This is a genomic window from Aeromonas sp. 11P, assembly GCF_051920165.1.
In the GTDB taxonomy this organism is placed as follows: domain Bacteria; phylum Pseudomonadota; class Gammaproteobacteria; order Enterobacterales; family Aeromonadaceae; genus Aeromonas; species Aeromonas veronii.
In genome coordinates, this window is record NZ_JBQBDJ010000004.1 from 132726 (window position 1) to 152927 (window position 20202).

General features: G+C 58.9%; 18 protein-coding genes and 1 pseudogene. 13 read left to right on the forward strand and 6 right to left on the reverse strand.

All coding sequences use genetic code 11. The annotated features are described in order from the left end of the window. The first annotated feature begins 58 nt into the window (after nucleotides 1-58). Nucleotides 59-1396 carry a replication-associated recombination protein A gene (locus tag ACTG1P_RS00945; protein WP_440000202.1) on the forward strand — a complete coding sequence of 446 codons (1338 nt, stop codon included), beginning with the start codon at nucleotides 59-61 and terminating at the stop codon, nucleotides 1394-1396. A 306-nt stretch (nucleotides 1397-1702) separates the two neighbouring features. Then, entirely contained in the window at nucleotides 1703-2998 is a 1296-nt protein-coding gene (gene serS, locus ACTG1P_RS00950) for a serine--tRNA ligase (RefSeq protein ID WP_005337087.1), read from the forward strand. 2 nt (nucleotides 2999-3000) lie between these two features. Here serS and ACTG1P_RS00955 read toward each other — a convergent pair whose 3' ends face one another. Then, a complete protein-coding gene (locus ACTG1P_RS00955; RefSeq protein WP_236346943.1) occupies nucleotides 3001-3177 on the reverse strand; it encodes a hypothetical protein in 177 nt (58 codons plus the stop codon). Between the two features lie 8 nt (nucleotides 3178-3185). Between ACTG1P_RS00955 and ACTG1P_RS00960 the strand changes: the two genes are divergently transcribed. The 9 genes from ACTG1P_RS00960 (at nucleotide 3186) to ACTG1P_RS01000 (ending at nucleotide 11345) form a co-directional block, all read left to right on the forward strand. Continuing rightward, nucleotides 3186-3674, forward strand: a complete 489-nt coding sequence (locus ACTG1P_RS00960; protein ID WP_005337086.1) for a CvpA family protein — start codon at nucleotides 3186-3188, stop codon at nucleotides 3672-3674. Nucleotides 3675-3695: 21 nt separating this feature from the next. Further along, on the forward strand, nucleotides 3696-5216 hold the full coding sequence (gene purF / locus ACTG1P_RS00965; protein WP_005351229.1) for an amidophosphoribosyltransferase: 1521 nt from the start codon (nucleotides 3696-3698) through the stop codon (nucleotides 5214-5216). Nucleotides 5217-5434: 218 nt separating this feature from the next. Then, nucleotides 5435-6193, forward strand: coding sequence for a tRNA isopentenyl-2-thiomethyl-A-37 hydroxylase MiaE (miaE, locus tag ACTG1P_RS00970; protein WP_440000203.1), 759 nt, complete (start codon nucleotides 5435-5437; stop codon nucleotides 6191-6193). Between the two features lie 303 nt (nucleotides 6194-6496). After that, nucleotides 6497-7141, forward strand: a complete 645-nt coding sequence (gene adk / locus ACTG1P_RS00975) for an adenylate kinase (RefSeq protein WP_182970885.1) — start codon at nucleotides 6497-6499, stop codon at nucleotides 7139-7141. Between the two features lie 98 nt (nucleotides 7142-7239). Beyond that, nucleotides 7240-8214, forward strand: a complete 975-nt coding sequence (gene hemH / locus ACTG1P_RS00980) for a ferrochelatase (protein WP_162517664.1) — start codon at nucleotides 7240-7242, stop codon at nucleotides 8212-8214. A 34-nt stretch (nucleotides 8215-8248) separates the two neighbouring features. Beyond that, nucleotides 8249-8641, forward strand: a complete 393-nt coding sequence (locus ACTG1P_RS00985) for an MAPEG family protein (RefSeq protein ID WP_440000204.1) — start codon at nucleotides 8249-8251, stop codon at nucleotides 8639-8641. 186 nt (nucleotides 8642-8827) lie between these two features. After that, the gene (locus ACTG1P_RS00990) at nucleotides 8828-10132 is read left to right on the forward strand and encodes an inosine/guanosine kinase (RefSeq protein ID WP_005337079.1); all 1305 of its coding nucleotides are present in this window, start codon (nucleotides 8828-8830) and stop codon (nucleotides 10130-10132) included. 180 nt (nucleotides 10133-10312) lie between these two features. Then, nucleotides 10313-10675 carry a DUF2750 domain-containing protein gene (locus ACTG1P_RS00995; protein ID WP_005337077.1) on the forward strand — a complete coding sequence of 121 codons (363 nt, stop codon included), beginning with the start codon at nucleotides 10313-10315 and terminating at the stop codon, nucleotides 10673-10675. Nucleotides 10676-10850: 175 nt separating this feature from the next. Beyond that, on the forward strand, nucleotides 10851-11345 hold the full coding sequence (locus ACTG1P_RS01000) for a hypothetical protein (RefSeq protein WP_042055706.1): 495 nt from the start codon (nucleotides 10851-10853) through the stop codon (nucleotides 11343-11345). Here ACTG1P_RS01000 and ACTG1P_RS01005 read toward each other — a convergent pair. Next, on the reverse strand, nucleotides 11308-12948 hold the full coding sequence (locus tag ACTG1P_RS01005) for an EAL domain-containing protein (RefSeq protein WP_440000205.1): 1641 nt from the start codon (nucleotides 12946-12948) through the stop codon (nucleotides 11308-11310). The genes ACTG1P_RS01000 and ACTG1P_RS01005 overlap by 38 nt on opposite strands. Nucleotides 12949-13137: 189 nt before the next feature. On the opposite strand from ACTG1P_RS01005, the gene glgC reads away from it, so the two are divergent. Beyond that, nucleotides 13138-14412 carry a glucose-1-phosphate adenylyltransferase gene (gene glgC / locus ACTG1P_RS01010; RefSeq protein ID WP_440000206.1) on the forward strand — a complete coding sequence of 425 codons (1275 nt, stop codon included), beginning with the start codon at nucleotides 13138-13140 and terminating at the stop codon, nucleotides 14410-14412. An 84-nt stretch (nucleotides 14413-14496) separates the two neighbouring features. Here the strand turns inward: glgC and ACTG1P_RS01015 are convergent, their stop codons facing one another. Together ACTG1P_RS01015 and ACTG1P_RS01020 are read right to left on the reverse strand one after the other, a co-directional pair. Next, nucleotides 14497-16494 carry a hypothetical protein gene (locus ACTG1P_RS01015; RefSeq protein ID WP_440000207.1) on the reverse strand — a complete coding sequence of 666 codons (1998 nt, stop codon included), beginning with the start codon at nucleotides 16492-16494 and terminating at the stop codon, nucleotides 14497-14499. Nucleotides 16495-16689: 195 nt separating this feature from the next. Beyond that, nucleotides 16690-17241: a lipoprotein gene (locus ACTG1P_RS01020; RefSeq protein WP_005337065.1), complete on the reverse strand. Its 552-nt coding sequence runs from the start codon at nucleotides 17239-17241 to the stop codon at nucleotides 16690-16692. Between the two features lie 301 nt (nucleotides 17242-17542). Here ACTG1P_RS01020 and ACTG1P_RS01025 point away from each other — a divergent pair. Beyond that, nucleotides 17543-18261 (forward strand): annotated as a pseudogene (locus ACTG1P_RS01025) (hypothetical protein). Nucleotides 18262-18273: 12 nt separating this feature from the next. On the opposite strand, the gene ACTG1P_RS01030 reads toward ACTG1P_RS01025, so the two are convergent. Next, entirely contained in the window at nucleotides 18274-18735 is a 462-nt protein-coding gene (locus tag ACTG1P_RS01030) for a DUF2919 domain-containing protein (protein WP_440000208.1), read from the reverse strand. A gap of 148 nt (nucleotides 18736-18883) precedes the next feature. Further along, on the reverse strand, nucleotides 18884-19831 hold the full coding sequence (gene corA / locus ACTG1P_RS01035; protein WP_005337059.1) for a magnesium/cobalt transporter CorA: 948 nt from the start codon (nucleotides 19829-19831) through the stop codon (nucleotides 18884-18886). Nucleotides 19832-20202: the final 371 nt, after the last annotated feature.

The window sequence follows — 20202 nt, forward strand, 5'->3', positions numbered from 1 at the left end:
ATTGCTCGCCACTGCGCCAGTCAAAGGCGAGTGGCGTGACGCTGGGTGGTCAATACAGATGAGTAACTTGTCGCTGGATTTTTCATCGGACTTTCGTCCGCTGGCGGCCCGGATGCGGCCGCAAAACCTCGACCAGTATATCGGTCAGCAACATATCCTGGGGGCTGACAAGCCCCTGCGCAAAGCCATTCTGGCGGGCCACTGTCACTCGATGATCCTGTGGGGGCCGCCCGGTACCGGCAAGACCACGCTGGCGGAGTTGATGGCTGACTACTGCCAGGCGGAAGTGGAGCGACTCTCTGCGGTCACCTCCGGTATCAAGGAGATCCGCGCCGCCATCGACAAGGCGAAAGAGAACAGCTGGCGCGGGGTGCGCACCATCCTGTTCGTGGATGAAGTGCACCGCTTCAACAAGAGCCAGCAGGATGTGTTCCTGCCTCACATCGAAGATGGCACCATCACCTTTATTGGTGCCACTACCGAAAACCCCTCGTTCGAACTCAACAACGCACTGCTCTCCCGGGCCCGGGTCTATCTGCTCAAGCGGCTGGAGGAGAGCGATATTCTCACCATGCTCGATCAGGCGATGACCGATCCCCGTGGTCTCAATGATCCGGCACTCACCTTTGCCCCCGGCGTCAAAGAGGCGTTGGCCAAGGCGGTGGATGGGGACGGGCGAAAATCCCTCAACTATCTGGAGCTGTTGGCCGACATGGCTGAAACCGACAACACAGGGGCGCGGGTGATCGACAGTGCCCTGCTCGCCGCCGTGGTGGGGGAGCACGTGGCCCGCTTCGACAAGGGGGGTGATCACTTCTACGACCTTATCTCGGCGGTGCACAAATCCATTCGCGGCTCGGCACCGGATGCGGCGCTCTATTGGTACGCCCGTATGGTGAGCGCCGGTTGCGATCCCCTCTATATTGCCCGCCGCTTGCTGGCGATTGCCTCGGAAGATGTGGGCAATGCCGATCCCCGTGCCATGCAGGTGGCGCTATCTGCCTGGGATTGTTTCCATCGGATCGGGCCGGCGGAAGGGGAGCGGGCCATCGCCCAGGCGATCGTCTATCTCGCCTGCGCCCCCAAGAGCAATGCGGTCTATACCGCCTGGAAGGCGGCGCTTAATGATGCCAAAAACCTCCCTGACTTCGAGGTGCCGGTACACCTGCGCAATGCGCCGACCAAGCTGATGAGCGATCTGGGCTATGGCGCCGAGTATCGCTATGCCCATGACGAGCCGGGCGCCTATGCCGCTGGCGAGCAGTATTTTCCGCCCGAGCTTGCGGGCAAGCAGTACTACCAGCCCACCGATCGCGGCCTTGAAAAGCAGATTGGTCAGAAGCTCGATTACCTCCATGAACTGGACAGGCAAAGTCCGCAGCAACGGGGCAAATAGCCCCTTTGTTACCCCGCATGGCTGAAAATTGGTCAGACGTTTGAATATGCAGGACGGTTTGCGTGCCAAAGTCGGTAAAAACGACACAAATAGTCCCTGTTCGGGCGGGGGGGCGGTCTGCTACACTGCCCGTCTGACCCCGCTTGTCTTGGCCTTGCGCCATCTTCTTGATCTCGAAGGCCTGATAGTTGAGGCCCGATTCTGAAGACGATTGGGGTGCGCCAACCGATGTTAACTTCCGGATCTGTTTCCCAGCCCGTCATGACGACTCAGGCCCAGATCCCATTTTAAAAAAGTAGGTAAACCATGCTGGATCCCAAATATCTGCGCAGCGATATCGAAGAGGCTGCCGCTCGTCTGGCGACACGTGGCTACGTTCTGGACGTAGCGGCTGTCAACGCTCTGGAAGAGAAACGCAAGGATCTGCAGTCCCGTACCCAGGAGCTGCAGGCCGAGCGCAACGCCCGCTCCAAATCCATCGGTGAAGCTGCCCGTCGTGGTGAAGATGTTGCCCCGCTCAAGGCCGAAGTGACCAAGATCAACGACGAGCTGGAAACCAGCAAGGTCGAGCTGGATGCCCTGCTGGCCCAGCTGAAAGCCATTGCCGACGCCATCCCCAACCTGCCGAGCGAGACTACTCCGGTGGGCCGTGACGAGAACGACAACGTGGAAGTGCGCCGCTGGGGGACCCCGCGCGAGTTCAGCTTCCCGGTACGCGATCACATCGATCTGGGCGAAGCGGCCAAGGGCGTTGACTTCAAGAATGGCGTCAAACTCTCCGGTACCCGTTTTGTGGTGATGAAGGGTCAGATTGCCCGTCTGCACCGTGCCCTGGCTCAGTTCATGCTGGATCTGCACACCCAGCAGCACGGTTACACCGAGTGCTATGTGCCCTATCTGGTGAACCCGGACAGCCTCTATGGCACCGGCCAGTTGCCGAAATTTGCTCAGGACCTGTTCAATACCGGTATCGAAGGTGAAGGGGAAGAAGAGGGCAAGGTACGCAAGTTCTCCCTGATCCCGACCTCCGAAGTGCCGCTCACCAACATGGCCCGTGACGAGATCTTTGACGCCCAAGAGCTGCCAATCAAGATGACCGCTCACAGCCCCTGCTTCCGCTCTGAAGCCGGTTCCTACGGTCGTGATACCCGTGGCCTCATCCGTATGCACCAGTTCGACAAAGTCGAAATGGTTCAGCTGGTTCACCCGGAGAAATCCTGGGATGCGCTGGAGGAGATGGTCGGTCACGCCGAGAAGGTGCTGCAACTGCTGGAGCTGCCGTATCGCGTGATGGCGCTCTCTACCGGTGACATGGGCTTCTGCGCCTCCAAGACCTACGATCTGGAAGTGTGGCTGCCGGCCCAGAATACTTACCGTGAGATCTCCTCTGTCTCCAACTGCACCGACTTCCAGGCGCGCCGCATGCAGGCTCGCGTGCGTATCGACGGCAAGCCGCAGCTACTGCACACCCTGAACGGCTCCGGTCTGGCGGTGGGTCGTACCCTGGTTGCCGTGATGGAGAACTACCAGCAGGAAGATGGCCGCATCGCCATCCCGGCTGCGCTGCAATCCTACATGGGTGGCCTGACCCACATCGGGTAAGCTCACACCGCAGACCACAACGCCATGGCATTGCCATGGCGTTGTGCATTCTGGCGCCGAACAACCGTTTTAGTGCTGAAAAAATGCGGCTTTTCGGCGTCGCTTTGAACAGTTAACACATTTTTATCAAGCAATGCGCAATCGTTTTTGTTAGACTGCGCCGCAATTTCGCAGGACATCTTTTTCTATGGTCTGGATTGATTACGCCATCATCGGCATCGTCGGTTTCTCTGCTCTCATCAGCCTGGTGCGCGGCTTCGTCAAGGAGGCCATGTCTCTTGTCACCTGGTTCGTCGCCTTCTTTATTGCCAGCCATTTCTATCCCGATCTTGCCGTCTATTTCACCTCCTTCTCCGACGCGCTGGTTCGCAACGGTCTGGCCATCGCGGCGCTGTTTGTGGCGACACTGATCCTCGGCAGCGTGGTCAACTATGTGGTGGGCCTGTTGGTGGACAAGACGGGTCTCTCCGGTACCGATCGGGTGCTGGGGGTCTGCTTCGGTGCAATTCGCGGGGTGCTGATCGTCAGTGCCCTGCTTTTTTTCATGGATACCTTCACCAGCCTCTCCCAGAGCGACTGGTGGGTGGCGTCCAAGCTGGTGCCGGAGTTCAAGCCGGTGATCCAGTGGTTTTTCGGGTTCATGTTGAACTCATCCAGTTTTCTTAAACAGGTATAGTGACTTCGAGGTAGCAAAGACATGTGTGGTATTGTCGGTATAGTTGGCACCACCCCCGTCAATCAGGCCCTCTACGACGCCTTGACGGTGTTGCAGCACAGGGGACAGGATGCCGCCGGGATCGTGACCATTGATAGTGGAAACTTCCGGCAACGCAAGGCCAATGGCCTGGTGAAGGACGTGTTTGAAGTGCGCCACATGCAGCGTTTGCAAGGGAACATCGGCATAGGTCATGTCAGATATCCCACCGCAGGCAGCTCAAGTGCCGCTGAAGCCCAACCTTTTTATGTGAACTCGCCCTACGGCATGGTGCTGGCCCATAACGGCAACCTCACCAACGCCAAGGAGCTCAAGGAGCAGCAGTTCAAGGTCGCCCGCCGCCACATCAACACCACCTCCGACTCGGAAGTGCTGCTGAACGTGCTGGCCCACGAGCTGGATCGTTGTGACAAGATGGCCCTGCGCCCCGAAGATATCTTCGCCGCGGTGCGCAGAACCCATCAGCAGATCCGCGGCGCTTATGCGGTGGTCTCGCTGGTGATTGGTCATGGTCTCATCGGTTTTCGCGATCCCAACGGCATTCGCCCACTGATCCTCGGTCGTCGTCAGGACGAGCAGGGCCAGGTGGAGTACATGCTCGCCTCCGAGAGCGTGGCGCTCGACGCCATCGGTTTCGAAACGGTGCGGGATATTGCGCCGGGTGAAGCCATCTACATCACCGAGCAGGGCCAGCTCTTCTCCGAGCAGTGTGCGGAGAACCCGCAGATGAGCTCCTGCATCTTCGAATACGTCTACTTCGCTCGTCCCGATTCGTGCATCGACAAGGTCTCGGTCTACGCCGCCCGCCTCAACATGGGTCGCAAGCTGGGTCAGAAGATTGCCCGCGAGTGGGAAGATCTCGATGTCGATGTGGTTATCCCCATCCCCGAAACCTCCTGTGACGTGGCGCTGGAGATCGCTCATACCCTCGACCTGCCATACCGTCAGGGCTTCGTGAAGAACCGCTACATCGGCCGTACCTTCATCATGCCGGGCCAGACCCAGCGCAAGAAGTCGGTGCGCCGCAAACTCAACGCCATCAGCTCCGAATTCAAGGGCAAGAAGGTGTTGCTGGTAGATGATTCCATAGTGCGTGGCACCACGTCCGAGCAGATCATCCAGATGGCCCGTGAAGCGGGGGCAGCCAAGGTCTACTTCGCCTCGGCGGCGCCGGAAATTCGCTTCCCCAACGTCTATGGCATCGATATGCCCACCGCCAACGAGCTGATCGCCCACGGCCGTGAAGTGGAAGAGGTGTGCAAGCTGATTGGCGCTGACGGTCTGATTTTCCAGGATCTGGAAGATCTGGAAGCCGCCGTACGGGAGATCAACCCGGATCTGCGTCACTTCGAGACCTCGGTGTTCAATGGCCACTACGTCACCTCCGACGTGGACCAGTCCTATCTGGATCACCTCAACGCCCTGCGCAACGATGACACCAAAGCGGTGCGTGAATGGCAGGAAGGCACCAGCAATCTGGAAATTTTTAACGAAGGCAGTTAAACGTTTGCGGTTTTGCCGGATGGGATAGCGAGATGGGGGCCTGTGGCCCCCATTGTCGTTTTTACCTAACACGGGCAGAAGGGGGAGGAGATATCTGTTTGAAAAACATCCGTTTATCTTGCCGTATATGGGCATGGCCAGCGGGATCCGCTAGCATAGGCGGCAACATATATGACCGATACGCTTTTAACCGGCGTGTTTAACAAACGAGAGTTCAGATGGATGATCTGCTAGCCCCAGTGCGCCAGTTTTTGCAGTGCGAGACCCCGGATGCGTGGGTGGAGATGGCGCGAGATCCGGCCCGTTTGCCGACCCTGCTCATCGATCACGCCAACTGCGAGACCAAGGCCGCACTCACTGCCCACAGTCTGGTGCGCCGCTACTGCCTGCCCAAGGGCAAGCGCCATCTGCTGCCCAAGCTGGAGTTCTATCGCGAGCTGGATGCCATTCCGGAAAAGGCCGAGATCCTGGGCAAACGCAGCATGGGGGAGTCTGATCGCACCGTCTTTGCCGAGCTGGAGCGCAATCCACTGCTGTTTCCCATGGTGCGGCTCATTCAGGAGGAGCTGCACCACTTCGAGCAGGTGCTGGAGATCATGCAGGCCCGCGGCATCGAATACGGGCCGGTGACGGCCTCCCGCTATGCCCGCCAGTTGATGCAGCATGTGCGCACCCATGAACCGGCCACCATAGTCGACAAGATGATCATCGGCGCCTATATCGAGGCCCGCTCCTGCGAGCGTTTTGCCAAGTTGGCGCCCCATCTGGACGAAGAGCTGAGCCGCTTCTACGTCTCTTTGCTGCGCTCCGAGGCGCGCCACTATCAGGATTACCTGAGCCTGGCCGAGCAGTACGCAGGGGAGGATATCAGCGAGCGGGTGGCCTTCTTTGGCAAGCTGGAAGCTGAGCTAATCTGCTCGCCGGATCCGCAGTTCCGGTTCCATAGCGGCCTGCCTGTCACATCTGACAGTTGTTGACGCACAGGGGGCAAACTACTATTGCCCTGTTCCTACTACGAGCGACAAGTAGTTACTTTTGAGCGCAATTCCCGGCCCTGAGCCGGGATCTTTTTTTCTGCCGTACCTCCTTCCTGCTTTTGGCGCTCTATGCTGAATCCCTGGCTATTTTTGCGTCTTCCCCTTGCGATGAAATCCTGTTCGATCAGCCGGTTATTGTGGTGATAAAGTGCTCATTCAAGTGGCTCACCCTTGTAGAAACGGGCGAAACCGTGTACTTTTTTGCCTTCGCAAGATTTGAATAACCAATCAATAGGAGCGTGTATGCGCATTGTTCTGTTGGGGGCTCCGGGCGCCGGCAAAGGTACCCAGGCTCAGTTCATCATGGAAAAACACGGTATTCCCCAGATCTCCACCGGCGACATGCTGCGTGCGGCGATCAAAGCGGGCACCGAGCTCGGTCTGAAAGCCAAAGCTGTGATGGACGCAGGTCAGCTGGTCTCTGACGACATTATCATCGGTCTGGTCAAAGAGCGCATCGCTCAGCCGGATTGCGCCAAAGGCTTCCTGTTGGACGGTTTCCCGCGCACCATTCCCCAGGCGCAAGCCATGAAGGACGCCGGTGTCGTGGTTGATTTCGTGCTGGAGTTCGATGTGCCGGACGAAGAGATCGTCAAGCGCATGAGCGGCCGTCGCGTTCACTCCGGCTCCGGCCGTACCTACCACGTGGTGTTCAACCCGCCGAAAGTGGAAGGCAAGGATGACGTGACCGGTGAAGATCTGGTGATCCGCGCTGACGACGAAGAGACCACAGTGCGCAAGCGTCTGGATGTATATCATCAGCAGACCGCGCCGCTGATCGGTTTCTACGGCAAAGAGGCGGAAGCGGGCCACACCCGTTACGTCAAGATCGACGGCACCCAGCCGGTTGATCAGGTCAGCAAGCAGCTTGCCACCATTCTGGGCTGATCTTTGCTGCCGGCACAGTTTCCCGTGCCATCAGATATATAAAGAGAAGGGCCCTGTAGGGCCCTTTTTGCATAATGACAGATAGACAGGAAGCCAACGTGACCACGAAAACCGGAATATTGCTGGTCAATCTGGGTACCCCAGCCGCACCGACCACCGCTGCCGTCAAAGCGTTCCTCAGCCAGTTCCTGCACGATCCCCGTGTGGTGGACCTGCCCCGTTACCTCTGGTGCCCGCTGCTCCACTTCATCATCTTGCCGACGCGCTCGCCCAAAGTGGCCAAGCTCTATCAGCAGGTGTGGACCGAGCAGGGCTCGCCGCTGATGGTGATAAGCAAGCAGCAGCGCGCCGCACTGGAGCAGGAGCTCAAGCGGGAGGGGGTCGAGGTGCCGGTGGAGCTGGCGATGACCTATGGTTCCCCGTCAGTGAATGATGGCTGGCAGGCGCTCAAGGCCAAAGGGGTCAATCGGGTGATCCTGTTGCCGCTCTATCCGCAATATTCGGTCAGTACCACCGCCTCGGTCTTTGATGCCTGGGGCAAGGCGATGAAGAGAGAACGCAATCTGCCGGTGGTACGGCTCATTCGTGATTATCACGCCCATCCCGAATACATACAGGCGCTGGCCATGAGTGTGCGCCGTCACTGGGAGCAGCACGGTCAGGGTGATCACCTGCTGATGTCGTTCCACGGTATTCCCGAGCGCTATGAGAACGAAGGGGACCCCTATGGTCACCAGTGTCGCCACACCGCCACTCTGCTGGCCGAGGCGCTCGGGCTGGAGGCAGGGCAGTGGACGGCCAGTTTCCAGTCCCGCTTTGGCAAGGAGGAGTGGCTCAAGCCCTACACAGACGTGACTATTGCCGGTATGCCTGCCGCGGGCATCAAGCGGCTCGATGTAATTTGTCCTGCCTTTGCGGCCGACTGCCTCGAAACCCTTGAGGAAATTCAGGTACAGAACCGGGAGATCTTCATGGAGGCCGGTGGCGAGCGGTTTGAATATATTCCGGCCCTCAACAGCGATCAGGCCCATATCCGGATGATGGTCTCGCTCATCTGCCGCGAATTGGCATGAGTGACCGGCAGTCAGTCAAACAAGGAGTCGAGTCATGGTACATATCACGCTGATTTACGCAGGCCTGCTGGGGCTGCTGTTTCTGGGACTCTCCTTCTGGGTGGTCAGACGCCGCGCCCAGTTTGGGGTGATGATAGGGCAGGGGGAAGCCTCCGAGCTGCTGGCAGCGATCCGGGCCCACGGCAATTTTGCCGAGTATGTGCCGCTGACCCTGCTGCTGATGGCGCTGTGCGAGCTCTCCGGTGCCGGTGCGCTCTGGCTGCATGCCGGTGGCGCCATGCTGTTGGTCGGCCGCATCCTGCATGCCATCGGCATCCAGATCCCCAAAGCCCCCAATGTGCCCCGTTTTCTGGGCACCTTGCTGTTCTGGCTCGCCCTCGGCCTCTTCTCGGTGCTGGCTCTGTTGCAGGGCATGGCGGCCGCCTGAAAACAGGCGCTTTTGTATGCTAGGGAACCACCCCGGGTTGGGTGGTTTTTTTATGGTGAAAAGGCAAACGTTTTTCCTTGCAGGCCTTGTCTATACTGACTCCATTATTTAAACAGGGCGACTTTTCGGGGCGGCGGATTGTGTTAAAATCCCGCCCCTCTTTCCCCCAGAGCACAGAACATTGCCATGAAATTTCCCGGTCAGCGCAAGTCCAAACACTACTTCCCTGTCGACAGACGCGATCCCTTGGTGCCGCAAAATCCCCTGTTAACCGAGCTGGGCAAAGCCTACGTCGTCGGGATTGATCAGACCCTGGTTGATATCGAAGCCCATGTGGATGAAGACTTTCTGACCCGTTATGGTCTGAGCAAGGGGCACTCCGTCGTCATCAATGACGATGTAGCCGAACGGATTTATGACGAGCTCAAGGCCAACAACATGGTAGTGAGCGAGTTTGCCGGTGGCACTATCGGCAACACGGTACACAACTACTCGGTGCTGGCCGATTCTCACTCCATCCTGCTGGGTGTGATGAGTCAGGATATTCGCATCGGTTGCTACGCCTACCGTTATCTGTGCAACACATCTTCCCGCGTCAATCTGGACTACCTGCAGCCGGTTGATGGTCCCATCGGCCGTTGCTTCACCTTCATCACCGAGTGTGGCGAGCGCAGCTTCGGCATCAACGCCGGCAAGATGAACCAGCTGGATGTGCAGCACATTCCGGAGGATGTGATCAAAGGGGCATCTGCACTGGTGATCACCGCCTATCTGGTGCGCGGTGACGATGGTGATCCGATGAAAGAGGCGGCCATGACCGCAGTACGTTATGCTCGCGAGGCCGGTATTCCCGTAGTGCTGACCCTGGGCACCCGTTTCGTCATCGACGAAAACCCCCAGTGGTGGCGTGACTTCATTGCCGAGAACGTGACTGTACTGGCGATGAACGAAGACGAAGGTGAAGCCCTGACCGGTATCGCAGATCCGCTCGGTGCGGCCGACAAGGCGCTGGATTGGGCCGACATGGTGCTCTGTACTGCTGGCCCCATCGGCCTCTACATGGCGAGCTACACCGACGAGGACTACAAGCGCGAGACCACTCATACCCTGTTGCCGGGCGTTATCCCCGAGTTCAACATGTATGAGTTCAGCCGCCCGATGGCCCGTGCCAAGTGCCGTAAACCGGCCCGCATCTACTCCCACATCTCCCCGTACATGGGTGGCCCGGAGAAGATCAAGAACACCAACGGGGCAGGGGATGGCGCCCTTTCCGCCGTGCTGCACGACATGGTGGCCAACTCCTATCACCGGATGAATGTGCCCAACTCCGCCAAGCACATCTCCGAGTTCCTGACCTACTCCTCACTGGCCCAGGTGTGCAAATACGCCAACCGCGTCAGCTACGAGGTGTTGGCCCAGAGCAGCCCACGTCTATCCCGCGGTTTGCCGGAGAAAGAGGACAGCCTGGAAGAGGTTTACTGGGAGCGTTGAGCTCCTGAATCTGCAAGACGCCTCCATCGGGAGGCGTTTTTGCAGGCAAATATGGGTTATCCCGGCTTTTTTCCCGGAATAACCCCAATATGCTTGAGTCCATGTCACTTTTGCGACACCATTTGGCCATCGTATTGTCGCCCGACAATGCCGCAGCACCCGAAAGAAAGAGAGAATCCCATGAGCATGCTTAACGACAACCTTGACGCCAATTTCCAACTGTTTATCGAACAAGTCCGCGAGTCGGGTCAGGTGTGGGGTCTGCGCTATGGGGAAGACTGGGTCGTCTGCCGCTCCGCCGAATTTGAAGATGCCGACGTGATGCCGCTCTGGTCTGCCGAAGAGGACGCCCGTCTGCACTGCGTCGACGAGTGGGCCGATTACGAGCCGGAAGTGATCGATCTGGAAGAGTTTCTCGATATCTGGATCAACGATCTGGATGAAGATGATGTGCTGGTCGGCCCGAACTGGAACGCCGATCTTGAAGGTCAGGAGCTCGAACCTATCGAGCTGGCCAAGGCACTGGTTGAGCTGGACGCCTGAAAGCGCCTCCATTGATGGCCTGAATGCACAGGCCATCGGGACAAAGACCGGCCCCCGTGAGGGGGCTGGTCTTTTTTATGGTCGAATGACCCGATTGATGAGTTAAAAGCCGATTTGCCTTTGCACCTGTCAGGGGGATGGTCCATCATCAACCTTTTGCCAAGGGAGGAGCGCCATGTTTGTATTCGACGTAACGGGAGCTGCGGGTGAGAAGGCCAGCATTCGGGTGCAGGCGCTGGATTGGGCGCAAGCCGGACCAGTGACCTTCCAGTGCGATGACGATCAGCTGGCGGTCGTGCTTCTGAGCGGTTGTCGTTGCGACGCGGTGGGCTTTTTCAACCTGTTGGCGGGGTGTAAACCTCTCTATATCGAACAGTGGCTCAGCTATCTGCAGGAGAGTGGTCGCATTGGCAAGTGGAGTCACCAGACCGAGAGTCCCGCCGATGGGGACTATCTGGCCAGAGCCGGTCTGGAGCACGATGAGCTCAATACCCTGCTTGGCCAGGTCTATCAGGTGGCGGGGTTCAATCGCCTGCAAATCAACCGTTACCTCAAGAACCGCCACAACCCCACCACACTGGCGACCCGTTACGATCAGAAAGAGCTGGAGCGCTATCGCCAGCTCAATGACATCATTCTGACCCTTTTGAAGCTGAAGCATCCTCAGTAAAGAGCCCCAGCTGGCTGATATCCGGTCGCAGCGGTTGCGGCCGGGCGATCAGATAGCCCTGCAAACCATCCACGTACATCCCCTGCAGCAGCTGTTTCTGGCCAAGCTGTTCCACCCCCTCTGCAATCACCTGACACCCCATCCGATGTGATACATCGACGATCATCCGCACGAACTGCTGGTTGGTCTGATCCTGCTCCAGCCCGGTGATCAGGGCAGGGTCCAGCTTGATGTAGTCGGGCTTGAGCTCGCGAAACAGGGTAAAGGAGCCGATCCCCTTGCCGAAGTTGGCGATGGCCGAGCGGCTGCCGTTGCGGCGCAGCAGTTCAAACACCCGCTTGGCGCCGGTCAGGTTGCGTTCCAGATGCTCTTCATCCAGTTCGAACACCAGATTGGCACTGGTATTGGGATCTTTGAGCAGCTGGCGGTCAAGCCAGATCAGGAAGGCGCTGTTTTGCAGCAGGTTGGGGGAGAGGTTGATCCCCCAGCGACTCTGGTTGGCACCAAAGGCCCGGTACTGACGCATGATGTGGGTAATGACCAGCTGCTCCAGCCGCATCACCATATCCAGGCGCTGGGCCATGGCAAACAGGGTGTCGGTGGGCAGGGCGGTGCCGTCGCTGCCGCTGAAGCGGGTGTAGATCTCGTTGTAGGCCAGCATGCTGCGGTGCAGGGGCTGGATCGGCTGGTAGGTAAAGCTGAGTCGCTCCTGTGCCAGCACTTCGGTCAGCACGTCGCGCCAGTGGTGTTGCCCCTGCAGATCGGAGGCGCTGTCATCCTGCTGGATGGCCCAGCCGTTGATGGTTTCGGTCTGGGCGCGAGCCAGCGCCAGATCCGCTCTGGCCAGTACGGCTTCAATTTTCTGGCCGCTGCTGAGCTTGGTCAGCCCCGAGTAACCGGTGCTCTCCAGCTCGTGCTGATCCTGATAGTGATCGAAGGCCACCTTCAAATCCTGCCCCAGCAGATGGGGAGGAATATTGGCCACCGGTTGCACCAGCACGGCGAAATCGGCCCCCGAAATGCGGTAGACCTGATTGCCCGGGAAGCGGCTTACCACCCGCTTGATGAGGGCGGCCATGTCCTTGATGTAGGCATCACCAGACTGGAAGCCGCGCTGGGCGTTGATCTTGCCAAGCTCGGTGGCACGGATCAGCACCAGGGTCGCGGTCTGGGTGTCCTGATCCCGCTGCAGCAACTCGGTCATGTCGCGGCGAAACGCGTGGCGGTTGAGTAGCTGGGTCAGCTCGTCGGTGGTAGCCAGGTTGCTGAGTTCGGTCAGCTGGCGATGAGCGCTCTGCTCGGCGCTTTCGAACTGCTCCAGCAGCTGTTGCAGCACCTCCTGGGAGGCGGGCTCATCGAGTTGTGAGGGATCCCGTCCCCTGATTGCCTTGACCCAGGTGAGCTCCTGATGCTGGAGCATGCCATCCATGGTGCGGATGGCCAGCATCAATAGCAGGATCATGCCAAGCAGTGTGGTGGCCAGAATAATGGCCAAAGTGAGCGGTGTGCTCTGCAGGGCCAACCAAACTGCTTGCAGGAGCAGCAGGGGTATGGTCACTATGGTGGCGATCAGAAAGAGGGTACGTCCGAGCTTGTGAACCATCTTGTCATCCTTGAAGTGGCTGCTTTGTGGGGGAATTTTAACCAAGCTGGCGGAGCAAAGCATGCTATTCCTCGCAACTCGGTGAAAAGGGTCAATTGAGATCGGTTAAATGTGAGTGAAACCACTTTCACAGGTGCCGAAACAGGCGAAGATGAGTTGAAAATAGATCAAACAAGGCAGAGGTAAATCATGTTGTTAGAGCCCGAAAATAGTGCCAAAGCACGACAATTATTGAACCAGAGTATGGCACTGGTGCTGGCGGGTGGACGTGGTAGTCGCCTGAAGCAGTTGACTGACAACCGCGCCAAGCCTGCCGTCCATTTCGGTGGCAAATTCCGGATCATTGATTTTGTGCTCTCCAACTGTATCAACTCGGGGATCCGCCGCGTTGGTGTAGTCACCCAATACAAATCTCACAGCCTGCTGCGTCACCTGCAATCGGGCTGGTCCTTCCTGCGTTACCAGATGAACGAATTCATCGACCTGCTCCCTGCCCAGCAACGGGTGGACGAGGTGCACTGGTATCGCGGCACCGCCGATGCCATCTATCAGAACGTCGATATCATCCGTGACTACGGCCCCAAATACCTGGTGGTGCTGGCGGGGGATCACATCTACAAGATGGATTACGCTGCCATGCTGCTCGACCATGTGCGCCTTGGCGCCAAGGTGACGGTCGCTTGTATCGAGGTGCCGCGGGCCGAGGCATCCGCCTTCGGGATCATGGATATCGACGAGCAGCGCAAGATCCGCGCCTTCGTCGAAAAACCGGCCAATCCGCCCGCCATGCCGGATTGCGAAGATCGCTCGCTGGCCTCCATGGGGATCTATATCTTCGAGGCGGAGTACCTCTATCAACTGCTGGAGGAGGATATTCACAATCAGGACTCCAAACACGACTTCGGGATGGATGTGATCCCCCGCATCGTGGAGGAGGGGATGGCATTTGCTCACCCCTTCAACATGTCCTGTGTCGGGGCGCGCGAGGGGCAAAAGCCCTACTGGCGTGACGTGGGGACGCTGGACTCCTTCTGGGAAGCGAACATGGATCTCGCCTCCGTGCTGCCCGAGCTCGATATCTACGATCAGAACTGGCCCATCTGGACCAGCCAGACCCTGACGCCACCGGCCAAGTTTGTGCAGGATCGCAATGGTCAGCATGGCATGACCATCAACTCCATGTTCTCGGGCGGGACCATCGTCAGCGGGTCGTTCGTGCTCAACTCGGTGCTCTTCACCAATGTGCGGGTGCACTCCTTCTGCACCCTGGATCAGGCCATCATCTTCCCCGGGGTAGAGATCGGCGCCGGTTGCCGTCTGCGCCGGGTGGTGGTGGACAAGGGATGTGTGCTGCCAGATGGGCTGGTGGTGGGCGAGAATGCCGATGAGGATAGCCGCCGCTTCTACCGCTCCGAGCAGGGTATTGTACTGGTGACCAAGGAGATGCTGGACAAGCTGGTTTGAGGAAAGCCCTTGAAACTGTGTCAGACGCTGTAATGCAAAGGGAGCCAATTTGGCTCCCTTTTTCATGCTGGTGAATGGCGAGGATTATTCGCTGACCACCGCTTTGGCGGCCATCACCATGGCGGTGCCGTGCTTGCCACCGGCAGCGGTCACTTGCGGTACGCCATCTTCATCGGTGTCGCTGCCGGCACCTTCGATGATGTTCTCGCCGGAGTCACCGATCCACTCGGCCATCTGCATGCCACCGTTGACGGTGCCACGGAACCAGCTGACGTACTGACCGGTCAGCTTGGCCAGCTCCAGCTCGGGCGCCTTCTCGGCCCCTTCGTTGCGCAGGTTCAGCATGGCAGAGCGCAGGGCGCCGGAGATGGCAGCCTGGGTCCAGGGAGTGTATTCACCCTGTTTACCCGCCAGCCAGGTGCCCGCCTTGGCATTGAAGTAGGCCTTGTCGGCAGCGATGAACAGCTCACGGGCGGCAGTGCGGTACTTGGCATCGGAGGTAGCGAGGAACGCAGCGGTCAGACCACGGATGGCGGCGAACTGCGCATCGATGGAGTGGCTGGCATCGAGTTTGCCACCCAAGGTGATGCCATCATGCACCAGACCATTTTTGCCCTTGAGGTTGGCAAGGATGAAGTCGGCCTGTTTGCGGATAAGCTCAAGCGCCTGCTGACCCTGTTGGGTCTTGAGGTTCAGCTCGCCATTGTCACCAGCGGCGTAACCGACCGGCAGCGCATCCTGAGCGCGCTGGAAGATCTGCAGGGCGACCAGTGCGTAAGCGGCGTCAAAGGTGGTGACGTGTTTGCCCTGTTTGCCGGCCTGCCAGCTGTCGACCAGGGTGCCAGCCTTGGTATCAAAGTGCAGGGCCGCCAAGTTCTTGAAGGTGAGGTTGGAGAGATTGATCGCCAGCGAGAAGGCATCGCTGCCCGCGACCGCTTTGCCCAGGTCATTGGCCTTGTTGGCAGCCGGTGCGGCGGCAAACGGCGCGCCGTCAAACACGGCGTGGAAGGCCGGGTTCTGGTTGGTGTTGGCGCTGCGCTGATCGCTGAAGGCATAGAACTCGGAGAGCGGCCACAGCATCATCCAGGCATCGCGCAGCTGGGCGGAGCCATCCACTACCTCCAGCTTGCCGATGGCACCGGCATCGTTATTGCTGGTTTCGGTCACTTTCACCTGATGGGGGAAGTAGACAATGCCTTTGGCCGGATCGTACTGCGGGGTGATCTTGGCGCCCAGTTGCTTGCCATCGAAGCCGAGCTGGTTTTGCATGATGGCCAGCTTGTCGATGGACTGCTCAGTCAGCATCATGCCGTTGAAGCCATCGGCGGCAGAGACGCCCAGCTTGTGCTTGCCATCCTGATCCATGGTGGCGGAGGCGGCTTCTACCTCTTCATCGGTCTCGGCCACGTGCATGCCGCCGAGGAAGTCTTGCGACCACATCACCTCTTTGAGCAGGATACCGCCCACCGCAGCGGGCACCAGCAGGTTGTCGCTGCCGCTCCAGCGCAGGGTGCTGTAGTCACGGAAGTAGGCGGGTACCTGGGTCTTGACGGTTTTCTCGGTCCCTTTGGCGGTTTTGATGGTGATCTGATCGCCATTGACCGGGGTGGCGTTGACGGCCTGGGCAAACTCCGGATTGGCGGAGGCATAGGGCAGGGAGAGGGGATACATGCCCTGCGGCACTTCATCGGCCGGGAAGCCAACGGCATCGGCCATGGCCAGCACCCGTTGCCCCAGAGAGGCCATGGTGCCACCACGGGCCAGGTTTTGCGGCCCGTTCACCAGATGCGGGCCCATGCCGGATTGGTAGTTGAGGGCGTACATCGCCTCTTCGGAGTATTCGTAGGATTCGATGCCGGCAGCGAAGTCGAACGGTGTCGGCTCATCGGCACGGTTGGCATCCAGCACATCCAGATCCAGCCCCAGCGCTTCGGCCAGCGGCTCACCGGAGAGCTCGAATTCGGTATAGGCCAGCATGTTGGCTGCGGTATTGAATGTCTTGTCTTCGACCTTGACGGCAGCGTGTGCGGCGCCGCTGATCAGTGCGCAGGCAATCGCCTGAACCAGTACGGTTTTTCTCATGTCCCTTCTCACCATTGGTTTTATTATTGACGCTTCTCATAACGAATCTAAATGAGAATGGTCAGCATTATGCTGTGTTGGCGGGGACTTGAGAAGTAAAAAACCGTCCCGATCGGCTGCACGTTAAACCGGATGTGCGCTGTCGAAGAGGACGGTTATCTGTTTATTGCGATGAAAGTGTCAATGCGGCTGCGATCAGAGCAGCTTGAACGGGATGACCAGACGGCCTGGCTCCACTTTGAGGGCTTCGACCTTCTCCTTGATCCTGGCTTCGTTCTTGCGGCTGCTGTCGAGGCGATAGACCGGGGTCTGCGACAAGAATAGGGAGAGCGACTGATTGAAGGTGGGCAGCAGCGGGGTGAGGGCGGCCCCGATATCGGCCGGCTCGGTCTTGACCGAGACCAGCTCAAGGTCACGCAGATAGATGGCGCCCTGATCGGCCACATAGTCCGGGCGGGCACTCAGGGCAAAGCGGATCTTCATCTGCTGGCTGCCAAGGGGGCTGCTCACCTGCAGGTCGCCAGCGGCGTCCAGCTCGATGCGATCTGCTTGCTTGCGGCCGATACGGCTCTGCATCTCATCCAGACGGATCTTGCTCGACATGATGCCGGGGATCCCCAGCTGTTTTTCAAAAGAGACCTGATCCTTGAGGTACTGGTTGATTTCGGCCTCGCTGACGTTGTACTGGGTCAGGGAGCAGGCCCCCAGCAGCAGGGCGAGGGGGAGTAACAACAGCTGTTTCAACATGATGGATTCCGCTTGGGCAACTATGATGGCGCTATCTTACGCGATAACGGGCGTGGAATGAGAGCCTCATACCGTGGGAAATCACGGAGTTGCTGCATTCCCGATTGTTTTTTGGCAACCGCCGGGTTCATCATCGACGGGTGAACGGCATAGGGCTGAGCTGTTGGCTGTGGGCTGTTGGCGGGGTCTACACCTGAGCAGAGAGAAGAGAACAGAGTGCGAGAAGAGCACAGAGAACGAGGAGAGCATAATGGTTCGGATGGGCAAGGTTGGCCGCAGGGCGCTGCTGTGGCTTGGCTGCATGATGGGACTCTGGAGCCCGTCGCTGTGGGCCGAGGTGAAAGTGATCCCGGTCTTCGAGGCGCAGGCGGCGGTGCAGACCCTCAAGGAGATCTATCCCCAGCTTGGGGTCAGCGCCATGGGGAATCAGCTGGTGCTGAGCGGGACGCCAGCCCAGCTGCAGGAGGCCGAAGCCACGCTGGCGCAGGTCAACCAGCCGCCGCAAAGTCTGCTTATCGAGTGGCGGGTCGATGGTGCCGCCAGCGGTCAGCAACTGGGGGGGCAATCAGTCGCGACGAGGCCAAGCGGCAGTGGCTGCTCGATGGCAACGCCCGGCAGTACCAGCGCAGCCAGAACGACAGCTGGCAGGTGCGCGGGCTGTCGGGCCGTCCCGTGTTGCTACAGATGGGCTCCTATCAGCCGGTCACCTTCTATCTGTGGAACGGGGGCGCCGTGGTGGGGATGATGCCGCTGGTGAACGGCCTCTATGCCACGGCCACCTTGATTGGGGATCGGGTGCAGATTGCGCTGAGCAGCGAACAGGCGAGGCTGGATCAGGGCACCATCAATCGTGGGCAGAGTGCCACCGAGGTGAGCGGGGCCCCGGGCCAGTGGCTGACGGTGGGAGAGCTTTCGACCAGCTCAGCGGATCAGGGGAGTAGCCTCGGCACCCAGCTAAAGGGCGGTCGAGGCAGCCAGAGCGAGCGCCAGACCCTGCAGATCCGGGTCACTCGTCAATAGGTATCAGCCCCTTCAGTGGGGCTGATCTGCGGCATATTCCCGTAGTTGGCGACTGCGCAGCAGATACCAGAGTGACCAGAGGCTGGCGACTAGCACCAGTGCGGTGGGCCAGCTGAATGACCACTTCTGCAGATTGAGGCTGTGCAACTGCATCAGCAGACCGCTGACGGCAGAGCAGAGCAGCAGCAGCGGGCTGTGGCGCCGGAGTCTGGCGCGAATGCTCTGGGTCTGCTGATAGGTGCCCCCGCAGGCGAGCAACGCCAGCATAGCGGGTACGTCGGCCAGCAGGCTGATGTAGAGGGTGATCTTGTCCGGATAAAAGAGTGTAAGGATCTCGCTGCCGCTCTCGCGGGTCACCCCCGCCATCAGAAAGAGCCAGACCGAGCGGGTCAGCAACAGGGCGATGGGCCAGAACCAGAGGGGCGGGCGCAACTGGCCGTGATCGTCATATCGGTGTTCGGGGTAGAGGGTCATGGTTGCCCGTTATCCACTTGAATTGAGTGATGGAGGGGATATGGGGCGACGAAGCGCCCTTTGCAAGGCGTTGGGCGTGGCGCAAATTAATCGGGGGGCCATGCCCCCCAATCGGTTTCTTCAGATATCGCAGCGCGCGTCGGCGGCGTTACAGCCAGCCTTTGCGCTTGAAGAAGAGGCCGGTGCCGAGCGATGACATCACCATCAGCACCAGTGACATGGGATAACCATACTCCCAAGCGAGCTCCGGCATGCGGCCGAAGTTCATGCCGTAGATACTGGCGATCAGGGTCGGCGGCAGGAAGATCACGGCGGCTACCGAGAAGATCTTGATTACCTTGTTCTGCTCCAGATTGGTCACCCCCATGGAGGCCTCCAGCTGGAAGTTGATCTTGTCGAACAGGAACTGGGTGTGGGGCAACAGGGATTCCACATCGTGCAGCATCTCGTCGATCCACTTGTTCTGCTCAAGGCTCATGCGCTGGCGCAGGCTGCGTTTGAGAAAACGCAGGGCGCGGCGGGTATCGTGCAGAGAGAGACGGATCTGGCCGTTGGCCTCTTCCTGTGCCATCAACTCTTTCAGCATGGGGTTGATCTGATCCGGCTCGAAGATCTGATCGGCGGTGTTTTCCAAGGTCTTGTAACCATCTTCGATAAGGTCGGAGAGGTACTCCACCTTGAGGTTTTGCACTTCCAGCAGGATGTCGAGGGCATCCTCCACCTCCAGCCGATCCTGGCGCATATAGTGGCGCAGCAGGCGCACCAGTCCGATGTCATCTTCACGAATGCTGATCAGCAGGTTGTTGCGCAGGGTAAAAGAGACGTGGACACCCTTGGTGTCACGACCGATCCGCTGGGGAAACAGGGAGTGAATGTGCAGACCATCGGTATCCCAGTAAAAACGGGCGGATGCTTCGATGTCGTCGAGCTCTTCCTTGTCGGGGACCTCTTCCAGGAACAGGCCCGTCAACCATTCTCGCTCTGCCGTGTCCGGCTTGTAGGCATCCAGCCAGACCGTGTTGTCAGGTACTATGTCGTCAGGCCCGAGCGTGACTATGTCCAGCACCTTGTTGTTGAGAATGTAGGCGGTGATCATCTGTCCCCCCTTAAAAAGTCATGGGTAATCAGGGATGGTTGCACAGGTCATGCGGCCTTAGATCGCTGCAGAAGGCGATCCCGTGGATAAGCAGATCGGGCCGATGGAAAACCTGAATGCGGCGAACTATACAGGGGCGGGCCGCGCTTGTCAGGGGCTATTCATCAGGGATTCAGCTTGTTTGTTCAAAAAAACAGCGAGGTCGGATCACCTGAGCGGCTATGCGGGGTAGAACCCAGCCTTTGGCTGGGGGAGGGCTAGCTGGTGCTGCTTGTTGCCGCTGCCCCGCGTCATCACATATTCGGATAATTGGGCCCGGAGCCCCCTGTGGTGGTGTCCAGACGATGTTTTGGGACTGAGTATCTTTGATG

Bases quoted from the DNA above. Each gene is read 5' to 3' on its own strand.
- ACTG1P_RS00945 (WP_440000202.1), top strand. From the start codon at position 59: ATGAGTAACTTGTCGCTGGATTTTTCATCGGACTTTCGTCCGCTGGCG.
- serS (WP_005337087.1), top strand. From the start codon at position 1,703: ATGCTGGATCCCAAATATCTGCGCAGCGATATCGAAGAGGCTGCCGCT.
- ACTG1P_RS00955 (WP_236346943.1), bottom strand. From the start codon at position 3,177: ATGTCCTGCGAAATTGCGGCGCAGTCTAACAAAAACGATTGCGCATTG.
- ACTG1P_RS00960 (WP_005337086.1), top strand. From the start codon at position 3,186: ATGGTCTGGATTGATTACGCCATCATCGGCATCGTCGGTTTCTCTGCT.
- purF (WP_005351229.1), top strand. From the start codon at position 3,696: ATGTGTGGTATTGTCGGTATAGTTGGCACCACCCCCGTCAATCAGGCC.
- miaE (WP_440000203.1), top strand. From the start codon at position 5,435: ATGGATGATCTGCTAGCCCCAGTGCGCCAGTTTTTGCAGTGCGAGACC.
- adk (WP_182970885.1), top strand. From the start codon at position 6,497: ATGCGCATTGTTCTGTTGGGGGCTCCGGGCGCCGGCAAAGGTACCCAG.
- ACTG1P_RS00985 (WP_440000204.1), top strand. From the start codon at position 8,249: ATGGTACATATCACGCTGATTTACGCAGGCCTGCTGGGGCTGCTGTTT.
- ACTG1P_RS00990 (WP_005337079.1), top strand. From the start codon at position 8,828: ATGAAATTTCCCGGTCAGCGCAAGTCCAAACACTACTTCCCTGTCGAC.
- ACTG1P_RS00995 (WP_005337077.1), top strand. From the start codon at position 10,313: ATGAGCATGCTTAACGACAACCTTGACGCCAATTTCCAACTGTTTATC.
- ACTG1P_RS01000 (WP_042055706.1), top strand. From the start codon at position 10,851: ATGTTTGTATTCGACGTAACGGGAGCTGCGGGTGAGAAGGCCAGCATT.
- ACTG1P_RS01005 (WP_440000205.1), bottom strand. From the start codon at position 12,948: ATGGTTCACAAGCTCGGACGTACCCTCTTTCTGATCGCCACCATAGTG.
- glgC (WP_440000206.1), top strand. From the start codon at position 13,138: ATGTTGTTAGAGCCCGAAAATAGTGCCAAAGCACGACAATTATTGAAC.
- ACTG1P_RS01015 (WP_440000207.1), bottom strand. From the start codon at position 16,494: ATGAGAAAAACCGTACTGGTTCAGGCGATTGCCTGCGCACTGATCAGC.
- ACTG1P_RS01020 (WP_005337065.1), bottom strand. From the start codon at position 17,241: ATGTTGAAACAGCTGTTGTTACTCCCCCTCGCCCTGCTGCTGGGGGCC.
- ACTG1P_RS01030 (WP_440000208.1), bottom strand. From the start codon at position 18,735: ATGACCCTCTACCCCGAACACCGATATGACGATCACGGCCAGTTGCGC.
- corA (WP_005337059.1), bottom strand. From the start codon at position 19,831: ATGATCACCGCCTACATTCTCAACAACAAGGTGCTGGACATAGTCACG.